Source organism: Cohnella lubricantis, assembly GCF_014212015.1.
GTDB lineage: Bacteria > Bacillota > Bacilli > Paenibacillales > Paenibacillaceae > Cohnella > Cohnella lubricantis.
Window position 1 is genome coordinate 40,615 of the sequence record NZ_JACJVN010000057.1, and the last position, 17,555, is coordinate 58,169.

15 protein-coding genes are annotated in these 17,555 nt (G+C 58.5%); 13 read left to right on the forward strand and 2 right to left on the reverse strand.

The features are described from left to right. Positions 1 to 64 precede the first annotated feature (64 nt). The 8 genes from H4Q31_RS14765 (at position 65) to H4Q31_RS14800 (ending at position 9,622) form a co-directional block, all read left to right on the forward strand. Entirely contained in the window at positions 65 to 1,012 is a 948-nt protein-coding gene (locus H4Q31_RS14765; protein ID WP_185179821.1) for a cell wall hydrolase, read from the forward strand. A 260-nt stretch (positions 1,013 to 1,272) separates the two neighbouring features. After that, a complete protein-coding gene (locus H4Q31_RS14770) occupies positions 1,273 to 1,791 on the forward strand; it encodes an acyl-CoA thioesterase (RefSeq protein ID WP_185179822.1) in 519 nt (172 codons plus the stop codon). Between the two features lie 105 nt (positions 1,792 to 1,896). Next, positions 1,897 to 2,514, forward strand: a complete 618-nt coding sequence (locus tag H4Q31_RS14775; protein WP_185179823.1) for a class I SAM-dependent methyltransferase — start codon at positions 1,897 to 1,899, stop codon at positions 2,512 to 2,514. Between the two features lie 16 nt (positions 2,515 to 2,530). After that, positions 2,531 to 3,343: a hypothetical protein gene (locus H4Q31_RS14780; protein ID WP_185179824.1), complete on the forward strand. Its 813-nt coding sequence runs from the start codon at positions 2,531 to 2,533 to the stop codon at positions 3,341 to 3,343. Positions 3,344 to 3,625: 282 nt separating this feature from the next. After that, on the forward strand, positions 3,626 to 6,202 hold the full coding sequence (locus H4Q31_RS14785) for a LamG-like jellyroll fold domain-containing protein (protein WP_245347400.1): 2,577 nt from the start codon (positions 3,626 to 3,628) through the stop codon (positions 6,200 to 6,202). 164 nt (positions 6,203 to 6,366) lie between these two features. Continuing rightward, positions 6,367 to 7,758: an MATE family efflux transporter gene (locus tag H4Q31_RS14790; RefSeq protein ID WP_185179825.1), complete on the forward strand. Its 1,392-nt coding sequence runs from the start codon at positions 6,367 to 6,369 to the stop codon at positions 7,756 to 7,758. A 149-nt stretch (positions 7,759 to 7,907) separates the two neighbouring features. After that, positions 7,908 to 9,008, forward strand: a complete 1,101-nt coding sequence (locus H4Q31_RS14795) for a glycosyltransferase (protein ID WP_185179826.1) — start codon at positions 7,908 to 7,910, stop codon at positions 9,006 to 9,008. Further along, complete coding sequence (locus H4Q31_RS14800; protein WP_185179827.1) at positions 9,005 to 9,622, forward strand: glycerol-3-phosphate acyltransferase; 618 nt, start codon at positions 9,005 to 9,007, stop codon at positions 9,620 to 9,622. Before H4Q31_RS14795 ends, H4Q31_RS14800 begins: the two co-directional genes overlap by 4 nt. A gap of 197 nt (positions 9,623 to 9,819) precedes the next feature. Here H4Q31_RS14800 and H4Q31_RS14805 read toward each other — a convergent pair whose 3' ends face one another. Together H4Q31_RS14805 and H4Q31_RS14810 are read right to left on the reverse strand one after the other, a co-directional pair. Then, positions 9,820 to 10,872 carry a bifunctional transcriptional activator/DNA repair enzyme AdaA gene (locus H4Q31_RS14805; RefSeq protein WP_245347399.1) on the reverse strand — a complete coding sequence of 351 codons (1,053 nt, stop codon included), beginning with the start codon at positions 10,870 to 10,872 and terminating at the stop codon, positions 9,820 to 9,822. A 68-nt stretch (positions 10,873 to 10,940) separates the two neighbouring features. Further along, a complete protein-coding gene (locus H4Q31_RS14810; RefSeq protein WP_185179828.1) occupies positions 10,941 to 11,762 on the reverse strand; it encodes a CPBP family intramembrane glutamic endopeptidase in 822 nt (273 codons plus the stop codon). A 193-nt stretch (positions 11,763 to 11,955) separates the two neighbouring features. On the opposite strand from H4Q31_RS14810, the gene H4Q31_RS14815 reads away from it, so the two are divergent. From H4Q31_RS14815 to H4Q31_RS14835, 5 genes are all read left to right on the forward strand, one after another. Then, positions 11,956 to 13,143, forward strand: a complete 1,188-nt coding sequence (locus H4Q31_RS14815; protein WP_185179829.1) for a sensor histidine kinase — start codon at positions 11,956 to 11,958, stop codon at positions 13,141 to 13,143. Next, entirely contained in the window at positions 13,140 to 13,802 is a 663-nt protein-coding gene (locus tag H4Q31_RS14820) for a response regulator transcription factor (protein WP_221626851.1), read from the forward strand. Before H4Q31_RS14815 ends, H4Q31_RS14820 begins: the two co-directional genes overlap by 4 nt. 167 nt (positions 13,803 to 13,969) lie before the next feature. After that, complete coding sequence (locus H4Q31_RS14825) at positions 13,970 to 15,232, forward strand: ATP-binding protein (protein WP_185179830.1); 1,263 nt, start codon at positions 13,970 to 13,972, stop codon at positions 15,230 to 15,232. 162 nt (positions 15,233 to 15,394) lie between these two features. Continuing rightward, positions 15,395 to 16,033, forward strand: coding sequence for an RNA polymerase sigma factor (locus tag H4Q31_RS14830; RefSeq protein ID WP_185179831.1), 639 nt, complete (start codon positions 15,395 to 15,397; stop codon positions 16,031 to 16,033). 44 nt (positions 16,034 to 16,077) lie between these two features. Beyond that, a complete protein-coding gene (locus H4Q31_RS14835; RefSeq protein WP_185179832.1) occupies positions 16,078 to 17,454 on the forward strand; it encodes a dipeptidase in 1,377 nt (458 codons plus the stop codon). Positions 17,455 to 17,555 lie beyond the last annotated feature (101 nt).

A 17,555-nucleotide genomic window follows, 5' to 3' on the forward strand; every position in this document is an offset into this window, starting at 1 on the left:
TTAGCGATGGTTGTATAATATCGAACAGAATAATCGGTATGTACAGTACTTCCATCCAAAGGAGATGACGAGTATTAAGAGGCTGCTCCGAATAACCATTCTTGCTCTTGGACTGCTGCTGACGGCGAGTGCAGGGGCTGCGTTCGCAAGCGCGAATGGCACTTTGTACATAGAGGATCAGAAAGTCCGGCTAAGCCAAGAGACGCTGTTGGACGATGGAGTCACTTACGCTCCGGTTAAGGAGATCTCGCAATTAATGGGCTGGAGCGTGTCCTATGACTCGGATACGGGCCGGATTACGGTCAGCAATGAGATGGGCGACACGCTGGTGTTCCGAGGCGGCCGGTCGCAAATCGTGTACAACGGCAAGACGTATGATATCGCGCAAGCAGTGAAGCTTATGGACGGCACGTCCTACATCCCTCTTCGCACACTAGCGGAGGCGATGCACGCTAAGGTAGGCTGGAACGCGGAGGACAAAGCCGTCGTTCTGAGGGCGGCAGATGCATATACGGTTGCCAGCGGCGACACGTTATCCGTCGTAGCCGCAACGTATACTATTTCCGCCCAAGCCTTGAAGGCTCGCAACGGACTAGAGGACGCCTCGATCGAGGCGGGCCAGCAGTTGAAGGTGGTCGTGCCTGACTTCCTCGATCCCGAGACCGAGGATGCGGCGCTGATCGCCAAGATGGTCGAGATCGAAGCGGGCAACGAGTCATACGCAGGCAAGCTTGCGGTCGCCAACGTCATCTTGAACCGCGTCCGCAGCGACAGCTTCCCGGACACGGTGAGCGGCGTCATCTACGCGCCGGGCCAATTCCCGCCGGCAGGGGCGGGCAGGCTATTGACGGAGACCGCGTCGAGCGATAGTCTCAAAGCGGCGTTAGCCGCGCTGGCAGGCGAGAATAACGTGCCTGGCGCCGTCTACTTTTTCAACCCGAAGTATGAGCCTGGGAAGGTTAAGCTTGTAACCGTGGTGAAGAAGATCGGCAATCATATGTTCGCCAAATAATCGCATAAATCGCAAGGACAAGAAACTCTTCTTCATGAAGAGTTTTTTGTTTATTACGAATATGGGGGCATCCCTATCGGAATTGAATCAACCGCGTTATAATGAGTACATAACGTTCCGATGGCCGCGCGGCCTTGGAATGTTTTTGTCCTTTTCTAAGGCGTTGGCGCAGGTTCGGAGCCGCCGGGCATAAGTCCGCTGCAATCAGGGAACAATGTGCCAATAATCCCAATACAGATTCGAGAGAGTGTGAGTTAGGTTTGGAGAAAGAGAAGAAGTTTGTCAGAGAGACCCGCTGCTTCAAGATATCCCGCGTATTCCCGACGGATGTCAACAGCCACAATACTTTGTTCGGCGGCAATCTAATGTCCCAGATTGATGATATCGCCTCGACCACCGCTTCGAAGTTATGCCGAGTGACGGCCGTTACCGCTTCGACAGACTCGGTCGACTTCCTGCTGCCGATCCGGACGACGGATTCGGTATCGCTCGAATCGTTCGTCTCCTGGACGGGCAATCGCTCAATGGAAGTGTTCGTGAAGGTCATCCGTGAAGATCTGAGAACCGGCGAACGGCGAATTGCCGCGACCTCGTTCCTCACCTTCGTCGGCATCGGCGACGACGATAAGCCGATCTTCGTGCCGCAAGTGGTGCCGGAGACGGAGGAGGAGAAGAAGCTATTCGAGACCGCCCCGCAGCGCAAGGAATTGAGGAAGATCCGGCGGGAAGAGAGCAAGAAGTTCGCGGACTACCTGGTGACGAAGTATCCTTGGGAATAACGGATCGAACCGGCCTGTTAGGGCCGGTTTTGTGCTATAACGAGCTCATATGCGCAGGAAACGTGTCAGATCGCATCGAATCTAGTGATGAGGTGATGCGTACCCATGGAATCCGTGGAGAAAATGATATTGAAGCAAGCGTACAACAATCACGCTGAGCATAGAGACCGCAGCGGCATCGAGCCTTGGAAATGGGAGGAGCGCGAGCGATTCTTGCTCCAAGCCAAACAAGAGGGCCGCGAGTCTGTGCTGGAGATCGGAGCCGGGCCGGGTCGGGACAGCCTCTACTTGCAGAGTCAGGGGCTGGATGTCACTTCGACCGACCTGTCGGAGGAGATGATTCGGCTCTGCCGGGAGAAGGGCTTGCGCGCGCGGGTGATGGACTTCTATGAGCTGGACTTCCCGGACGCCTCCTTCGACGCCGTCTTCGCGCTGAATTGTCTGCTGCATGTCCCGAAGGCGAAGCTGGACGGCGTGCTGCGGGAGATTCGCCGGGTGCTGAAGCCGAACGGCTTGTTCTTCTGCGGCGTCTACGGCGGCGAGGAGTCCGAAGGGATCTGGGAGAAGGACGATTACGAGCCGAAGCGCTTCTTCGCGATGTACGAAGATGAGGCGATTCAGCGGATCGCGCAGGGGCAGTTCGGGCTGGAGGACTTCCACACGGTGGAGATGGGGCCGGGGAGACCGCATTTTCAATCGATGCTGCTCAGGAAGACAAGCTGACAAGGAGGGATCACGGATGGTTCACGCATTCTTCATCGAGCCGCCGTCCTATATTGCCTTCGATCATGAGGCGGAGCTGCTGGACAAGTGCAAGGAGTGGGGGCTGCTGTCGGAGAAGGCTTCCAAGGCGAAGACCTTCTACTACAAGGGCAACGGCATGAACGAAGCCTGCGAGATCGTCGGCTATGTCGACAAGCTGACGGCGGTCATTGAGTTCGCGGACAAGCAGAAGCACTGCATTCACCCGTCTTATCTGAAGGAGATGCAGGCGTCGACCTTCGGGCAGCGCTTCGCGGCGAAGGCGGAGTCTGGCGCGGAGACGGGAGCGGAATCGGAGGCCGAGGCGGAGTCTGCGGCGGAAGCGGGGGCAGCGTCCGTGTCGGCGGATTCCGAGGCAGAAGCGGATTCGGCAGCGAGCTCGGCGAATTCGGCGGGCACGAGGCCGAGCGAGGCAGGGACAGCGGCGAACGCAGCAGCCGCGGCACACAGGCCTGTTGAGCCGGCCGCGAAGGCAGCCAAGCCGAAGGCGAAGAAGCTAGAGCTTCCGGAGGACAAGGTGAGAATGACCGCGACCGTCAAGGCGTTCACGACGGTGCCGAACCACTTCTCCGACACGGATGACGAAGTGGTCATCTACGACGCGGTCGCCATCGCCGAACCGGCGATCGAGCTCGGCGATGCTTGGTCCAGCTATAGCGCGACGCTGAAGAAGCTGGAGCTGGCCGAAGGCGATACGATCGCCTTCGATGCGAAGGTCGTCGCCAAGAAGCTGACCAAGCATCCGGTGCCGTACAAGATCAACAATCCGTCGAAGATTGTGAAGCAGTAAATAGCGATCGGGCAAGCAATCGGCAGGCGTCGGAGCATCCGCTCCGGCGCCTGCTTTGCTGTGCTGGCAAACGGGGTTTTTTATATGGTTAACAAAAATATAAACATATTAATGAATACGTTGATTTCTGGTTCAGAGTCCTATATTCTAGATTTGGCATCATCGATAGGCTGGATGGTTCTATTCTATTGATGTTTGGGAGAGGAGGGACTGAAGCAGCAACGGGAATTCTTCGTATCACCTGATCGGCTTGTTAATGATGAAGGAGGCGAACGTTGGAGAATGAGACGGAAAGGAACGAGCATCTTATTCGGACTTCTAGCGCTAGTCATCATGCTGCCATCGGCCGCGTGGGCTGAATTGGCAAACTCGCGAGGATCGGATACACTTGCCGGATCGGCAGATCCGGCAAGACTGGGAACACCGCCCAAGTCAGCGCCAACCACTCCGACATTCTCGGAAGTGTCGGTACACGATCCATCGATCGTGAAGGCAGGGGACACCTTCTACGTCTTCGGCTCGCATATCGAGGCGGCGAAGTCGACTGATCTGATGAACTGGACGGGGTTCACCAACGGCTATACGACGCCGGGCAACACGCTGTATGGAGATCTGTCCGGCAATCTGGCCGGCTCGTTCGCATGGGCCGGCGAGAACGATTCCGACAGCAGTGGCGGATTCGCGGTATGGGCGCCGGACGTGTTCTGGAACCCGGACTTCGTCAATAAGGACGGCACCCGCGGCGCTTATTTGATCTACTATTCGGCTTCTTCCACTTATATCCGCTCCGCGATCGGCGTGGCTTCCTCACCGACTATCGAAGGGCCGTATGAATATGTCGATACGATTATTTATTCCGGGTTCACCCGGAATGAGGCGTACGACGCGAACAGCACGATCAACAAGCAATGGACTAACACCAACATCAAGGCGTTGGTGGACAACGGAACCTTGGATGGAGCCGGCAATTGGTTTAACGCCGACGGCTCATACAAGAACAGCGCTTATCCCAACGCGATCGACCCGGCTCACTACTACGACAAGGACGGCAAGCTGTGGATGGCCTACGGCTCCTGGTCCGGCGGCATCTTCGCGCTGGAGATCGATCCGGCAACCGGATTGCCGAAGTATCCGGGCTCCGACGGGACAACCGCCGACGGCCGACCCGTGGACCGCTACTTCGGAACGCTGATCGCCGGCGGGTTCACGAAGTCGGGGGAAGGCCCCTATATCGTCTACGACAGGCGAAGCGGCTATTACTACTTGTACATGACATACGGAGGGCTGGCGGCGAACGGCGGCTACAATATGAGGCAATTCCGCTCGACTTCGCCGACGGGGCCGTACGTTGACGCGCAGGGACAGAGCGCGGTGCTGCCAGGCAATACATCGAACGATCCATATGGCAACAAGCTGATGGGCAACTACCTATTCGAACGGCTGGCAGGCGACCCCGGCACGGGAATCGGCGTCGGCTATGTCTCGCCGGGACACAATTCCGTCTATCAGGACGAATCGACCGGCCGGCAGTTCCTCATCTTCCATACGCGGTTCCCGCAGCAGGGAGAGTATCACGAGGTCCGCGTGCACCAGATGTTCATGAACGAGGACAATTGGCCGGTGGCCGCTCCATTTAGGTACGCCGGCGAGACGCTTGAGGCTGTAGGGACATCCGACATCGCCGGGGAGTACAAATTCGTCAGTCACGGCAAGTCGACATCCCCGGCCATCGAGCGCTCCGTATACATTACGCTGAACAATAATCACACCATCACCGGCGACAAGACGGGCAGATGGCAGAAGCGCGGCCCTTCCTACTCGGAGATTGAGATCGATGGGGAGACGTACAAGGGCGTATTCGTCCGGGGCTGGGACCCGGATGCGCGGCAATTCGTCATGACGTTCACCGCGATGTCTGATCAGGGCGTATCGGTCTGGGGCGTCCGGCAGCAGGACCTCACGGACCGCGAAGTCGTCGCCAACGTGCTGAATGACATCGATCTGGGCGATACGGCGCAAGTCAGCGCCGATCTGATACTTCCATCTGAGGGGACGAGACATGCCGTTATCACTTGGCAGACCTCCGACGATCAAGCGGTCGAGTCGGACGGGACGGTGCATCGTCCGACCGCAGGCTCGGAGCCTGCGACAGCCGTTCTGACAGCAACTGTTGCCAAAGGCAGCGTGACAGACTCTAGAGCATTCACAGTCACTGTCCTGCCGCGGCAGACCGCGAGTCTAACGGCCAACTACGCATTTGAAGGCGGCCTGCAGGACCAGACGGGCAGCTTCGGCGCCGGAACGGTGACGGGTAACCGTATCGACAATACCGGCGGCGCGATTACGTACGCGGCAGGCATCAGCGGCCAGGCGGCCGTGTTCAACGGAAGCTCCGGCATTCGGCTGCCGGATGATCTGATTGATGGCGACAGCTATTCTGTATCGCTGTGGGTGAAGCCTGAAGCGCTGTCCACCTACACGACGACCTTCTTCGGCGCCCGAGATCCGAACCACTGGATCAGCCTTCTTCCCCAAGGGCCGGCGAACGGCAACACGATGCTCTGGTCGGGAAGCGATCCTTGGTATGATGCGCCGACGGGGATGACGATCGGCATCGGCGAATGGTCTCATCTGGCCATCACAGCGGAGAAGGGCGCGGCCAAAGTCTATGTGAACGGAGTCGAGAGGTTCTCCGGCACGAGCTTCCCGGACATCTTCTCGAACAGCGGCGGCAGCTTCGCTCTTGGCGTCAACTGGTGGGATCCTCCATTCCAAGGGATGCTCGACGATCTGCGGGTCTACAACGGGACGCTGACGCCGGAGGAGATCGCGGCGCTAAGCAGCTCTTCGAATCTCTGAGCATAGAGAAGCAATCCGGAGCAATCAATCGACCTGTTAATGCGCAGATAATAGCAAGGGGCAAAGCGAGTCTCTGCGCCCCGATTCCGAGCCTGAAACGCCTTTGACAGCTTGGGGAGCCGATGTTAGTATCAACGAGACTTTGCAGAGAAGAATGTGATGACATGGCTCAAGCCCTTGTTCGTACTCGTGTTCACCATATGCTGGAGAGACGGCTGTCGGGCGAATTGTTCGATTATCGGCAGATCATCGCTCTCTTCCTACCGATTCTGATCGACCAAGCGTTCATCGTCGGGCTGAATCTGATCAACACCGCCATGATCAGCTCTTCGGGCGTGGCGGCGGTCAGCGCGGTCAATATGATCGACTCGCTGAACTTTTTCTTAATCTTCATCTTCATAGCCGTCTCCACCGGCGGAACCGTCTTGGTCGCCCAGTTCAAGGGCAGCGGCAATCCGCAGATGGTCACGCGAGCGGCCGCCAGTACCGTCTCGACGGTCGCCTTGTTCGCAGCTGCGATCGGCCTGCTGATGATCGCGTTCCACACGCCGACGTTGAACGCCTTGTTCGGGTCGGCTTCGGAGGATGTCTTGGCCAACGGCCGAACCTATCTGATCGGCAGCTGCACGTCCTATCTCGGGATTGCCATCTTCGAGGCGGTGTGCGGCGCGCTGAGAGGAATCGGCAGGTCGCGCCCGTCGCTGTTCTTGTCTCTGATCATGAACTTCTCGTTCGTGCTGCTGAACTTCGTCTTCATCAACCTGCTCGATATGGGCGTGCTCGGCCTGACGATCGCGATGAATACGGCTCGGTATCTGGGAGCGGCGTGTGCGATCTATTACTTGGTGAGAATCGATTCGGAACTCCGCTTCCGCATTCGCGATGCGTTCTACGTCAACCTGGCCATGGTTCGCAAGATTATGTCGACAGGCCTTCCGTTCGCCGCCGAGCAGATCTTCTTCAACGGCGGCAAGCTGTTGACCCAAGTGTTCGTCGTCAGCATGGGAACCTATGCGCTGGCGACGAACGCGATCTCCAGCACATTCGCCGCCGTCTACCAGGTGCCCGCCAACGCGCTGTCCATCGTGACCATTACGGTCATCGGGCAATGCATGGGCGCGCGGAACATTCGCGATGCGCGGAAGTACACGAAGTCGTTCCTGGGACTGTCGTCCATGTTCTTCATCGTCATGGCGCTCGTCATGCTGCCGTTGTTCTACCCGATCGTTCAGCTGTTCCATCCGCCGGCTGAGATCGTGGACGACATTTTCACCATTACCTTAATTAATGCCGTCGCGCAGATTCCGCTCTGGGGGATCAGCTTCCTGATGCCGTCGGCGCTGCGGGCGGCGGGAGACTCGAAGTTCACGTCCATCGTCTCCTTGCTGTCGATGTGGCTGTTCCGCATCGTGCTCGGTTACGTGCTCGGCATTGTGCTGGACTTCGGCATTATCGGCGTCTGGATGGCGATGAACTGCGAATGGGGCGTCCGCGGGTTGATCTTCCTGCTTCGCTTCCGCGGGGAGAAGTGGTACCGGAAGCGATTAATCGATTAGGACTTTGGCAGAAGGCTGGGGCTTAGGCTCCGGCCTTTTTTTAGTTCATTTATGGAGAGGGAGGAGAATCCGGCGGCATCGTCGAATGAAGTCGAAGAGGTATTATCGGCGCCGCATTCATATGATGAGAATACAAGGAGGGGAGCGGCATGGAGATAGCGGCCTTGGCGCTGATCGCGCTCGGATGCGCGGCGGGGCTGGTTCTGTTCCGGCGGAATACGGTTCCTCGTACCGAGCAGGCTTCCCGAAGGGCGGAGCGGCTCTCTGTCATTATCCCGGCCCGGAACGAGGAAGTGAACCTGCCTCACTTGCTGGAATCCCTTCAGTCACAGAGCTGCCGGCCATTTGAGATTATCGTGGTAGATGATGGTTCAGTAGATCGGACGAGAGCGATAGCCGAGAGCTTCGGCGTGAAGGTCGTGGAGGGTACGCCGCTTCCTCCAGGGTGGACGGGCAAGAACTGGGCCGTGTGGAACGGCTATCAGCAGGCGGCCGGCGACCTGATCGCGTTCATGGATACCGATGTCAGGCTGAAGCCGGGCACCCTGGAGCAACTGCTGGAAGCGCGGGAGCGTTCCGGCGGCGCGATCTCCGTCATCCCCTACCATCATACGGAGAAGTTCTATGAGCGATTGGCGCTGATTACGAACGTACTCAGCGTCTTCGCCTTCACATCCCCCTTCGAGCGGCGCAATCCCGAGAAGGGACTGTACGGCGCCTGCATTCTGACCACTCGGGATGATTACGAGCAAGCGCGGGGGCACGAGAGCGTCCGATCGGAAGTGCTGGACGACATGACCCTGGGAGCGAGCTTCAGGCGAGTCGGCGTGCCTGTCTCGACTTATATTGGATACGGCGCTGCGACCATCCGCATGTATCCGAACGGCCTGATCGGCATGCTGCAGGGCTTCGCCAAGTCCGCCGCGCTGGGCGCGGCCAAGCTGACCGGCTGGTCGATCGCCTTCGTCGCCCTATGGCTCGTCGGCTTGATCGCTTCGGAGACGGCGCCGTTCGTCCAGCAGACGTCCTGGGGGCTTCCGCTGGCGGCCGGGTATGTGCTGTACACGGCGCAGCTCTTCTATTTCATGAAGTACACGGGAAGATTCGGGATAATCATTCCGGTGCTGCATTTCCTAAGCACGATCTTCTTCCTGCTCATGATCCTGAATTCGGCTTATCAGGTGACGGTCCGGAAGCGGGTCGCTTGGAAGGGCAGACACGTCGAAGTGGGAGGCAGTCAGGACCGATGATCATCCTATGGACGGCGGCGTCGTTTCTATGCGGATCCTTCATGTTCTCCTATTGGCTGGGGCTGGTCTTGCGCCACAACCTGCGGGCGGAAGGCGATGGCAATCCCGGAGCGGCCAACCTGTGGCGGGCGGCGGGGCATTGGTATGGGCTGGCGGGGATCTTTCTGGATTTCCTCAAAGGGTATCTTCCGCTCGCGCTGCTCGTGAACACCGGCACCGTGACGGGTTACGGGCTCATTGCCGTCGCGGCAGCGCCGATTCTCGGTCATGCCTTCTCCCCGTTCCTCGGCTGGAGGGGCGGCAAGGCGATCGCGGTCACGTTCGGCGTCTGGAGCGGGCTCACGCACTTCTCGGCCTCGCTCGCGCTTGCCGTCATCCTGGCGGTTCTGCAGGTCGTGTTCCGCTTGTTCCTCAGAGGTAAGCCGCTCACCGTGCAGCTGGATGCGTTCATGGTCGTGCTCGGCATGCTGCTGCTCTCCGGCTATGTATTCTGGGCCGACTACGGTCCCGAGATCCAATGGTTCTGGCTGTGCAGCTCGCTCCTGCTCGTGCTGACGCACCGGAGAGAGCTGCTGGTGATGGTGAGGGGAACGCCGACGGGGCTCGGGGGGTGACAGAGCGCCCTTCTCTCTTCGCTCCTGCGCTATTGGTGCGCGGAGATGCCTATGGATTGAACGCTCCGCCGTACCGGTGGTTGCGGTCACGCGGCGAGGACTCCGGTTCGAAATTGGCAATAGCCTTTGTCCGTCGATGGGCGGACGAAGGCTATTTTTGAACGAATCCAGTCTTGTCGAAGTGAAGAATGGTATGCTTAGCCGCTCTGTCTCTCATGTGTCAACAGCCATTCCTTGCGTACCAAGCCTCCGCCGTAGCCGCCGAGTCCGCCGTCCGAGTTAATGACACGGTGGCAAGGGATGACGATCGCCAGCTGATTGGCGCCGTTCGCCTGTGCGACGGCGCGGAAGGCCGTCGGCTTGCCGAGCGCACCCGCAATGTCGGCATAGGAGCGGGTCTCCCCCGGCGGGATCTGCCTTAATTGCTCCCATACGCTCTGCTGGAACGGCGACCCCATGAGATAGAGCGGGGTGCTGAACTCGGTCAGCTTGCCGTCGAAATATTGTGCGAGCTCCTTCTCAATCGAGTGAATGGGCTTCGTCTCTCCCGGGATAATCGCGGCCTTCGTTCGTTTGCGAAGCCGCTCCACTTCGCGTTCCAGCCCGCGGCGGTCCACGAACTCGAGCAGATAGAGCTTGTCCTCGTCCCCGATAGCGATCATAGGCCCGAGCCTCGTATCCAGCCAAGCGGCCTTGAGGATGCGGCCGTCCTCCAACCGAGAAGGCGGCGTTCCCATGATGCGGGAGAAGGCGTCTCTGAACCCGCTGCTCGAATCATAACCGGCTGCCAATTGCGTATCGATGATCTTCTCCCCCGATCGAATGCTCTTCAAGGCCAGCCCCATGCGGCGGGCTCTCGCATATTCCACGAACGTCATGCCGAAGCGCTTCTTGAATTGCCGGCGCGCCGTCGATTCGTCAACGGACAGCGCTTTGAAGTCTTGTCCTCGCCACCGCTTCTCTGGATTCTGCTCCACCGCCTCCACCAGCACGCGAACCAGATCGGAGACGTGATTCGGATGGGACAGCGGGCGGCACCGCTGACACGGCCTATAAGAGGCCAGAAGCGCTTGCTGAGCCGTCTCATAGAACTCGCAGTTCTCAAACTTCGGCTTGCGGGCTGGACAAGTCGGCCGGCAGAAGACGCCGGTCGAGGTCACGCCGACGTAGAAGATGCCCTCGTACTCCGTGCGCTTCTCCACCAGCGCCTTGTATAGTTCCTTCTTGCGTTCGAGCTCCAGTATCATCATCCATCGCACCCTTGCTCTGTCATGTTGACTTAATTATACAGGAGGCGCTATGAGGGCGTAACCGAAAATCAGGCATCAATATTGCCGTTCGGCAACGATCTGTCCGCAGGGCGACCGGGTCTTGTAGAGCGTTGCCGGGCTTTGCTGTAGAAGAGGAATACAGCGTAGAGGGCCAGCGCCGCGTTCGCCAGCATGAACAGCTGCAGCCAGAGAAGGCTGGGAGCCTCGGCATGAACTCCGTATTCTCCCGTCGAGAAATATTCGGTTCCATCCAGCAGGACATGGAATGCGATGATCGGGTATAGGCTGTTGCATCGCAATCGCATCGCCGATAAGGCGACCCCTGCCGCGAAGGTCCACACCGTCTGGTAGATCGCCAGCTTGGCGTTGCCGCCGGCTAGCGCGTTCGTCGAATGAGCAAGCGCGAATAAGGCGCTTGGCACGAAGATGGCGGTCCAAGGACCCCATCTCATGAAGCCGCGAAGCAAGATTCCGCGGAACAGCACCTCTTCGTTCACGGCCACTCCAACAGCCGCGATGGCGAGAACGAGATTGCGGGAGAATCCCCACGACTGCACGCCGTTCTCGAACCCAATGAAGAGCAGAAGCGCCAGGAACGGCAGCATGAGCAGCCATTCTCTCGCCGAGACTGTTCGGCGCAATCCGGTCTCCTCGGCGGTATTGGTCCAATAGACCAGCGTAGCGACGACGCTGGCATAGATGAGCATGAGCAGCCAGCCGAGCTCCTGCTCAATGGACAGATCCGGCCTTAGCGTCTGGATAAGCGCTGTTGTGCCTAAGCCGACGATGCGGCTGGCGATCAGAGCGAAGATGGCGAACAGGAACGGGTGCTTCCGGAAGTAGCTTTGCATATAGGCGGCTATTCTCATTAGGATCGATCTCCTTCGTTCTCGATTAGGGATATCCTCATTATGCAGCGCACTTGTAACGTCCCCCAGTGGCTGCGGTAAGGAGTATGCTCGTCCAGTCATATATGACTAGACATGCAGGAATGAGTCTATGAATCCTATTCCAAATTGAGTAAGATGGAAGCAATGTGCGCGGAAGAGGAGACCCGATCCTATGTTCCATGCCCCGAGCTATCACTGGGGATTGAGAGCGTTATTTTATACCCGAACGATCTGGGTGCTGCTTCATCTAGTCCTGCTGGGATACGAGTACCCGGAGCCAGGCTGGGGTCGGGGGGGGTTCTTAGCCTTCTGCTTGATTGCCGGCGCGATTCCGCAGCTGGTCTGGATGAGGGAGGCGTCCCGTCCGTCCGGCTCTGCTTGGGCATATCCGGTGACAGAGCTGTTATGCAGCGGGCTTGTGCTAGTCGCGGGCGGCTCGCTCATTGGACAATATTTCTCTTATCTCGCGATCCCGGCTCTATGCGCCGCCGCGACCGTTCAGTCGACCCGGCTTCGCGTGCCGCTATGGATCTGGTTCTCTCTAGCGCCGCCCATCGCGATGGCTGTCGTTCTTCCGCTAGCTTCCTTCAACATCTCCATTATCGAAGGGTTCTTCTTCTTTGCGCTCGGAGTTGGAATCTGGAAGGTGATCGATACGCAGCGAAGAATGCAGCTGCTTCTCGATGAGAACGAGGAACAGCGGCGGGTGCTGGAGCAATATGCGAGACAGGTGGAGACGATCACCCTGCTGGAAGAGCGCAACCGTCTGTCCCGGGACCTGCATGATACGGTAGGGCATACGTTAACCTCGGTCATCATGGGGCTGGATGCCGTCGCCTACTTAATTCCCCGGGCGCCGGAGGAAGCCGCCGCGAGCGTCAATCAGCTTCGAACGGTGAGCAGGCAAGGGCTGGAGGAGATGAGAAGGCAGGTTCATCATATCGCGCCTGAGCGAGAGGGAGATGCGCTCACCGTTCAGTTAAGGAGAATTGCCAGCGAGTTCGCCGTCCATACCGGCGCGACCGTGGAGTTCGAAGCAGACGGCCCCGACATCGCGGCTCCGCTGCCCGTTACGATCACGCTCGTGAGGTGCCTGCAGGAAGCGCTGACCAATGCTGTGCGGCACGGCGGAGCTAGCTGCATTCAGATCGCGCTGAAGGTTCGTCCGGAGCTGCTGGAGCTGGCCATTCAAGATAACGGCAGCGGCATGGATGAAGTCCGCTATGGCTTCGGCCTATCGGCCATGCAGGAGAGAATCGAAGCGCACCAAGGCGAGCTGAAGGTGAAGTCGAATAGGGGCGAAGGCACGATCGTGGAGTGCCGGATGCCCCTGAAGAATAGAAAGGTTGGATCGGCATGATCAAAGTGCTCATAGCGGATGATCAGGATTTGATTCGCGGCAGCCTGCGGATCGTATTGCGGGGAGAGGAAGATATCGACGTCGTGGGCTTGGCCGCGAACGGGAGAGAGGCCGTCGAGCTGTGCCGGCAGCACGAGCCCCACGTGGTGCTAATGGACATTCATATGCCCGAGATGGACGGAATAGAGGCCACGCGGCAGATCAAATCGCTGTATCCGAATACGCATGTCGTCATGCTGACCACATTTCACGACATGGATTATGTTCGAGAGGCGCTGGCCGCCGGAGCCGCGGGGTACTTGCTGAAGGCGATGCAGCCGGAGGATCTGGCCGTGAGCATCCGCTTGGTTCACAGAGGAGAGACCTTGATTCCGCAGGAGATCGCCAAGATCATGGTCGCCGAGTGGACAGGCGGAACCGCGTCCTCCAAGCCAGGGGATGGGCGCCGGAAGAAGGACGGCTACGGATTAACGGAGCGGGAGTTGGACGTTCTGCGCCTGCTCGTCAGCGGGAAGGATAATCGTGAGATCGCGCGGGAGTTATTTTTGACCGAAGGCACGGTTAAGAACTACATCTCCACGATCTATTCGAAGCTGGAGGTGCCCGATCGAATCCATGCCGTTCTGAAGGCGCAGGATGAGAATCTGCTGGCATTCTGATGAGACGCAGGCGACAGTCGGGCGACATCCAGGAGTGGAAAGCCGCGGCAGCTATTCGCAGCATTTGTCACACTTTGTTATTTTCTGGTAGTCCAAGCCTTCATTCCATGATATATTGATAGCAGGCTTCAACGAAAAATAGCAAAGAAGACAGAGGCGAGGCGTGCATGCTGACGTACTTCAAGGATTTTTTGTTGAACATTCTCATCATCCTTCTTTCCCTTATCCTATATCCGTATATCTATAAGCTCCGAGAACGAAGACACTATCGGCGCTTCTTGTTCTACTTCTTCTTCGCGGCTGCCATCGTGCTCACGATGTCCTTCCCAATCGAGATTCACGGCACGATTCATGACCTTAGAGCCGTTCCGCTGGCGATCGGAACGCTATACAGTGGACCTATCGTCTCCCTGGGGCTCTTCGTGACGGTTATCGGCTGCCGTGCGGTAACGGGCCTGCCGAACTTCTGGACCTATGCGGTGTCGATCCTGCCCGCCTTCATCATCGGGCTGTTCCTCCATGCCCCGTTCCGCCGCTTCTCGTTCATGAGCCGAGTAGGCGTCACGATTCTGTACTCCGCTATGATCAAATTCCTGACGTTAAGCCTCTACTTCTTGCAGACCGATTCAATTGCGACCATGTTCGCCTCTCCGAAGGCCATGCTGAACACTTATACATTGCAGGCATTGGTCGCAGCGGGCTGCGTCTACATGCTCGAATTCCTCAAGCGGCATCACCGCCTGCAGGACGAAGTCGTTCGCACGGAGAAAATGCAAATTGTCAGCGACATCGCGGCCTCCGTCGCCCACGAGATCCGCAACCCGCTCACGACCGTCAGAGGCTTCATCCAACTGTTCGGCACCGCCGATTTAAGTCTGCAGAAGAAGGCCGATTATATGAAGCTGTGCCTGGAGGAGCTGGACCGGGCCGAGCAGATCATCGCCGATTATCTGTCGCTGGCGAAGCCGGACCCGGATCCCGATCGGATCGAGACGATCGAGTTGAACGAGGAGATCCTATATTTGTCGAACGTGCTGCTCACCTATGCCAACTACAACAACATCCGGATTGAGGTCGAGCTTCCGAGGGACGGACGCCTCTGCGCGAAGGGCGACCGGTACAAGCTCCGCCAGGCGCTCATCAACATTGGCAAGAATGCGATCGAAGCGATGCCGGGAGGCGGAACGCTGGAGCTGCGGGCGGAGAAGCGGCTGGGTGTCTCGGCGGTCACCATTCGGGATACCGGCGTCGGCATGACCGAGGAACAGATCAGGCGGCTCGGCAGCCCGTATTACTCGACGAAGGAGAAGGGGACCGGGCTTGGCACGATGGTGTCCTTCAGCATTATCAAGAAGATGAACGGCAGAATCGAAGTTACAAGCAATCCGGGTCGTGGAACGGAATTCAGCTTGATGTTCCCGAATTCATAAGCGAGCAGGAGCGAACGGTCGTATGCGTTCGCTCTTTTTTTATTGCCGTTCGGCAGACAAAACTGGAGGAAATCCCCAAAAATCAAGCCAATTCATGTATAATACAGGTGTTGTAGAAAAATGTTTGTTTGTGTAGGAATTTGGAGGAGGGCTCGAAGGCCAATGCCTAGCCAGCTAATGCTCCTGTCCGCCGGTCCGCTCGCAGCTCTCCCTGTCTCGGTGCAGCAAGAGATCTATCAGGAATTCTACGAGCTTGTCTACGGCATCATTTACTATATGGTCTGGGATCATGGCGCGACGGAGGATCTCATCCAGGAATCGTTCCTCAAGGTCGTATTGAATGCGCCTCCGATCGAGGAGGAAGCCAAGCTGAGGAGCTGGATCAAGACGGTTGTTCGGAATTCGGTCTACAGCTTCTTGAGAAAGAATAAACGGCGCTTCGGCGAGATGAATGTGGATAGCGCGGTGACAAACCAACATCTTCATGCGTACGCCCAGCTGGCGGCTTCCGTCGAGCAGCAGATCGAATTCAAGCTGATGTCGGAGACGGTCGAGCGCGCCTTGGTCGAGCTGAAGCCGGAGCATCAAGCGCTGCTTGAGATGCGCTGGAAGCAGGAGCTTAGCTACAAGGAGATGGCCTGCCTGCTGAATACAAGCGAAGAGACCGTTAAGCATAAGCTCCATCGGGCCCGGACAGCGATGAGGAAGCGATTGGACAAGCTATGGGGGGAACCGAAGCAAGCCAGCCGATCTCGGCGGCCTCAAACATCGGGGTTGGGCATCCAGGCCGGGAAGTGGTAAAATCGGGGAGAGAAGCTTGACGTAGAGAAAGGAACCCGATATCGATGAGCGACTATAAGACGTATTTCGCGGAACGCCGCGACCAGCACCTGAACGAACTGAAGGAATGGCTGTCCATTCCGAGCATCTCCGCCTTGTCCGAGCACAAGGGAGACATTCTCGCATCCGCGAAGTGGCTTGCGGACGCGCTGACCCGCGCCGGCATGGAGACGGTCGAGATTCATGAGACCGAAGGCCATCCGATCGTCTACGCCGAGCGTATGAAGGCGCCGGGCAAGCCGACGATTCTGATCTACGGCCACTACGACGTGCAGCCGGTTGACCCGCTGAACCTGTGGACGACGCCTCCTTTCGAGCCGAATATCCGCGACGGGAAGATCTTCGCGCGCGGCGCGACCGACGACAAGGGACAGTTGTTCCTGCACGTGAAGGCCGTAGAAGCGATTCTGCGCCAGGAAGGCAAGCTTCCGGTTAATGTGAAGTTCGTCGTCGAAGGCGAAGAAGAGATCGCCGGCGTCAGCCTGCCCAAGTTCCTCGAGGAGAACAGCGAGAAGCTGAAGTGCGACGCGGTCGTCATCTCGGACTCCTCGCTGCTGGAGCCGGGCAAGCCGTCCATCTGCACCGGCCTGCGCGGTCTCTGCTCGCTGGAGATCACCGTGACGACGGCGCGCACCGATCTGCACTCCGGCCTCTACGGCGGCGCCGTGCCGAACGCCCTTCACGCGCTGACCTCGCTGGTGGCGACGCTGCATGACGAGAAGGGCCGCGTGACGGTCGAAGGCTTCTACGAAGGCGTGCCGACGCTGACGGACTTGGAGAAGCAGGATCTGGCCAGCTACAACCCGGACGAGAAGAAGCTCGCGGCCGATCTCGGTCTCGACACGCTGTACGGCGAAGAAGGCTACACGTTCACGGAGCGCACCGGCGCCCGTCCGACGCTGGAGCTGAACGGCGTATGGGGCGGCTTCCAAGGCGAAGGCACGAAGACGGTCATCCCGAAGGAAGCGCATGCGAAGATTACGTGCCGCCTGGTCGGCACGCAGGACCCGCAGCGTACGCTGGATCGAATCGACGCGCATCTGTACAAGCATCTCCAGCCGGGCGCGAAGCTGCACATCCAGCACATCGAGCGGGCCAACGCCTTCACCTGCGATCCGTCCGATCGGATGCTGCAGCTGGCAGCCGACGCTTACGAGGAAGTGTACGGTACGCGCGCCGTCTTCACGAAGGACGGCGGCTCGATCCCGGTCGTCGCGACGTTCTCGAGCGTGCTGAAGTCGCCTGTCGTCATGATGGGCTTCGGCTTGCCGGATGAGAACCTCCACGCGCCGGATGAGCACTTCAGCCTGGATAACTTCGACAAGGGTCTGCTGACGCTTGTGAACTATCTGCATAAGACGGCGGGAGCTTCCGCGGTATAAGCCGCGGCCGAACCATCCCCCGCTCGACAAGTCGAGCCCCTGTCCGGCGACGGACGGGGGCGCTTCCATGAGCGGGGTACATTACCGTTGTTTGAATGCGC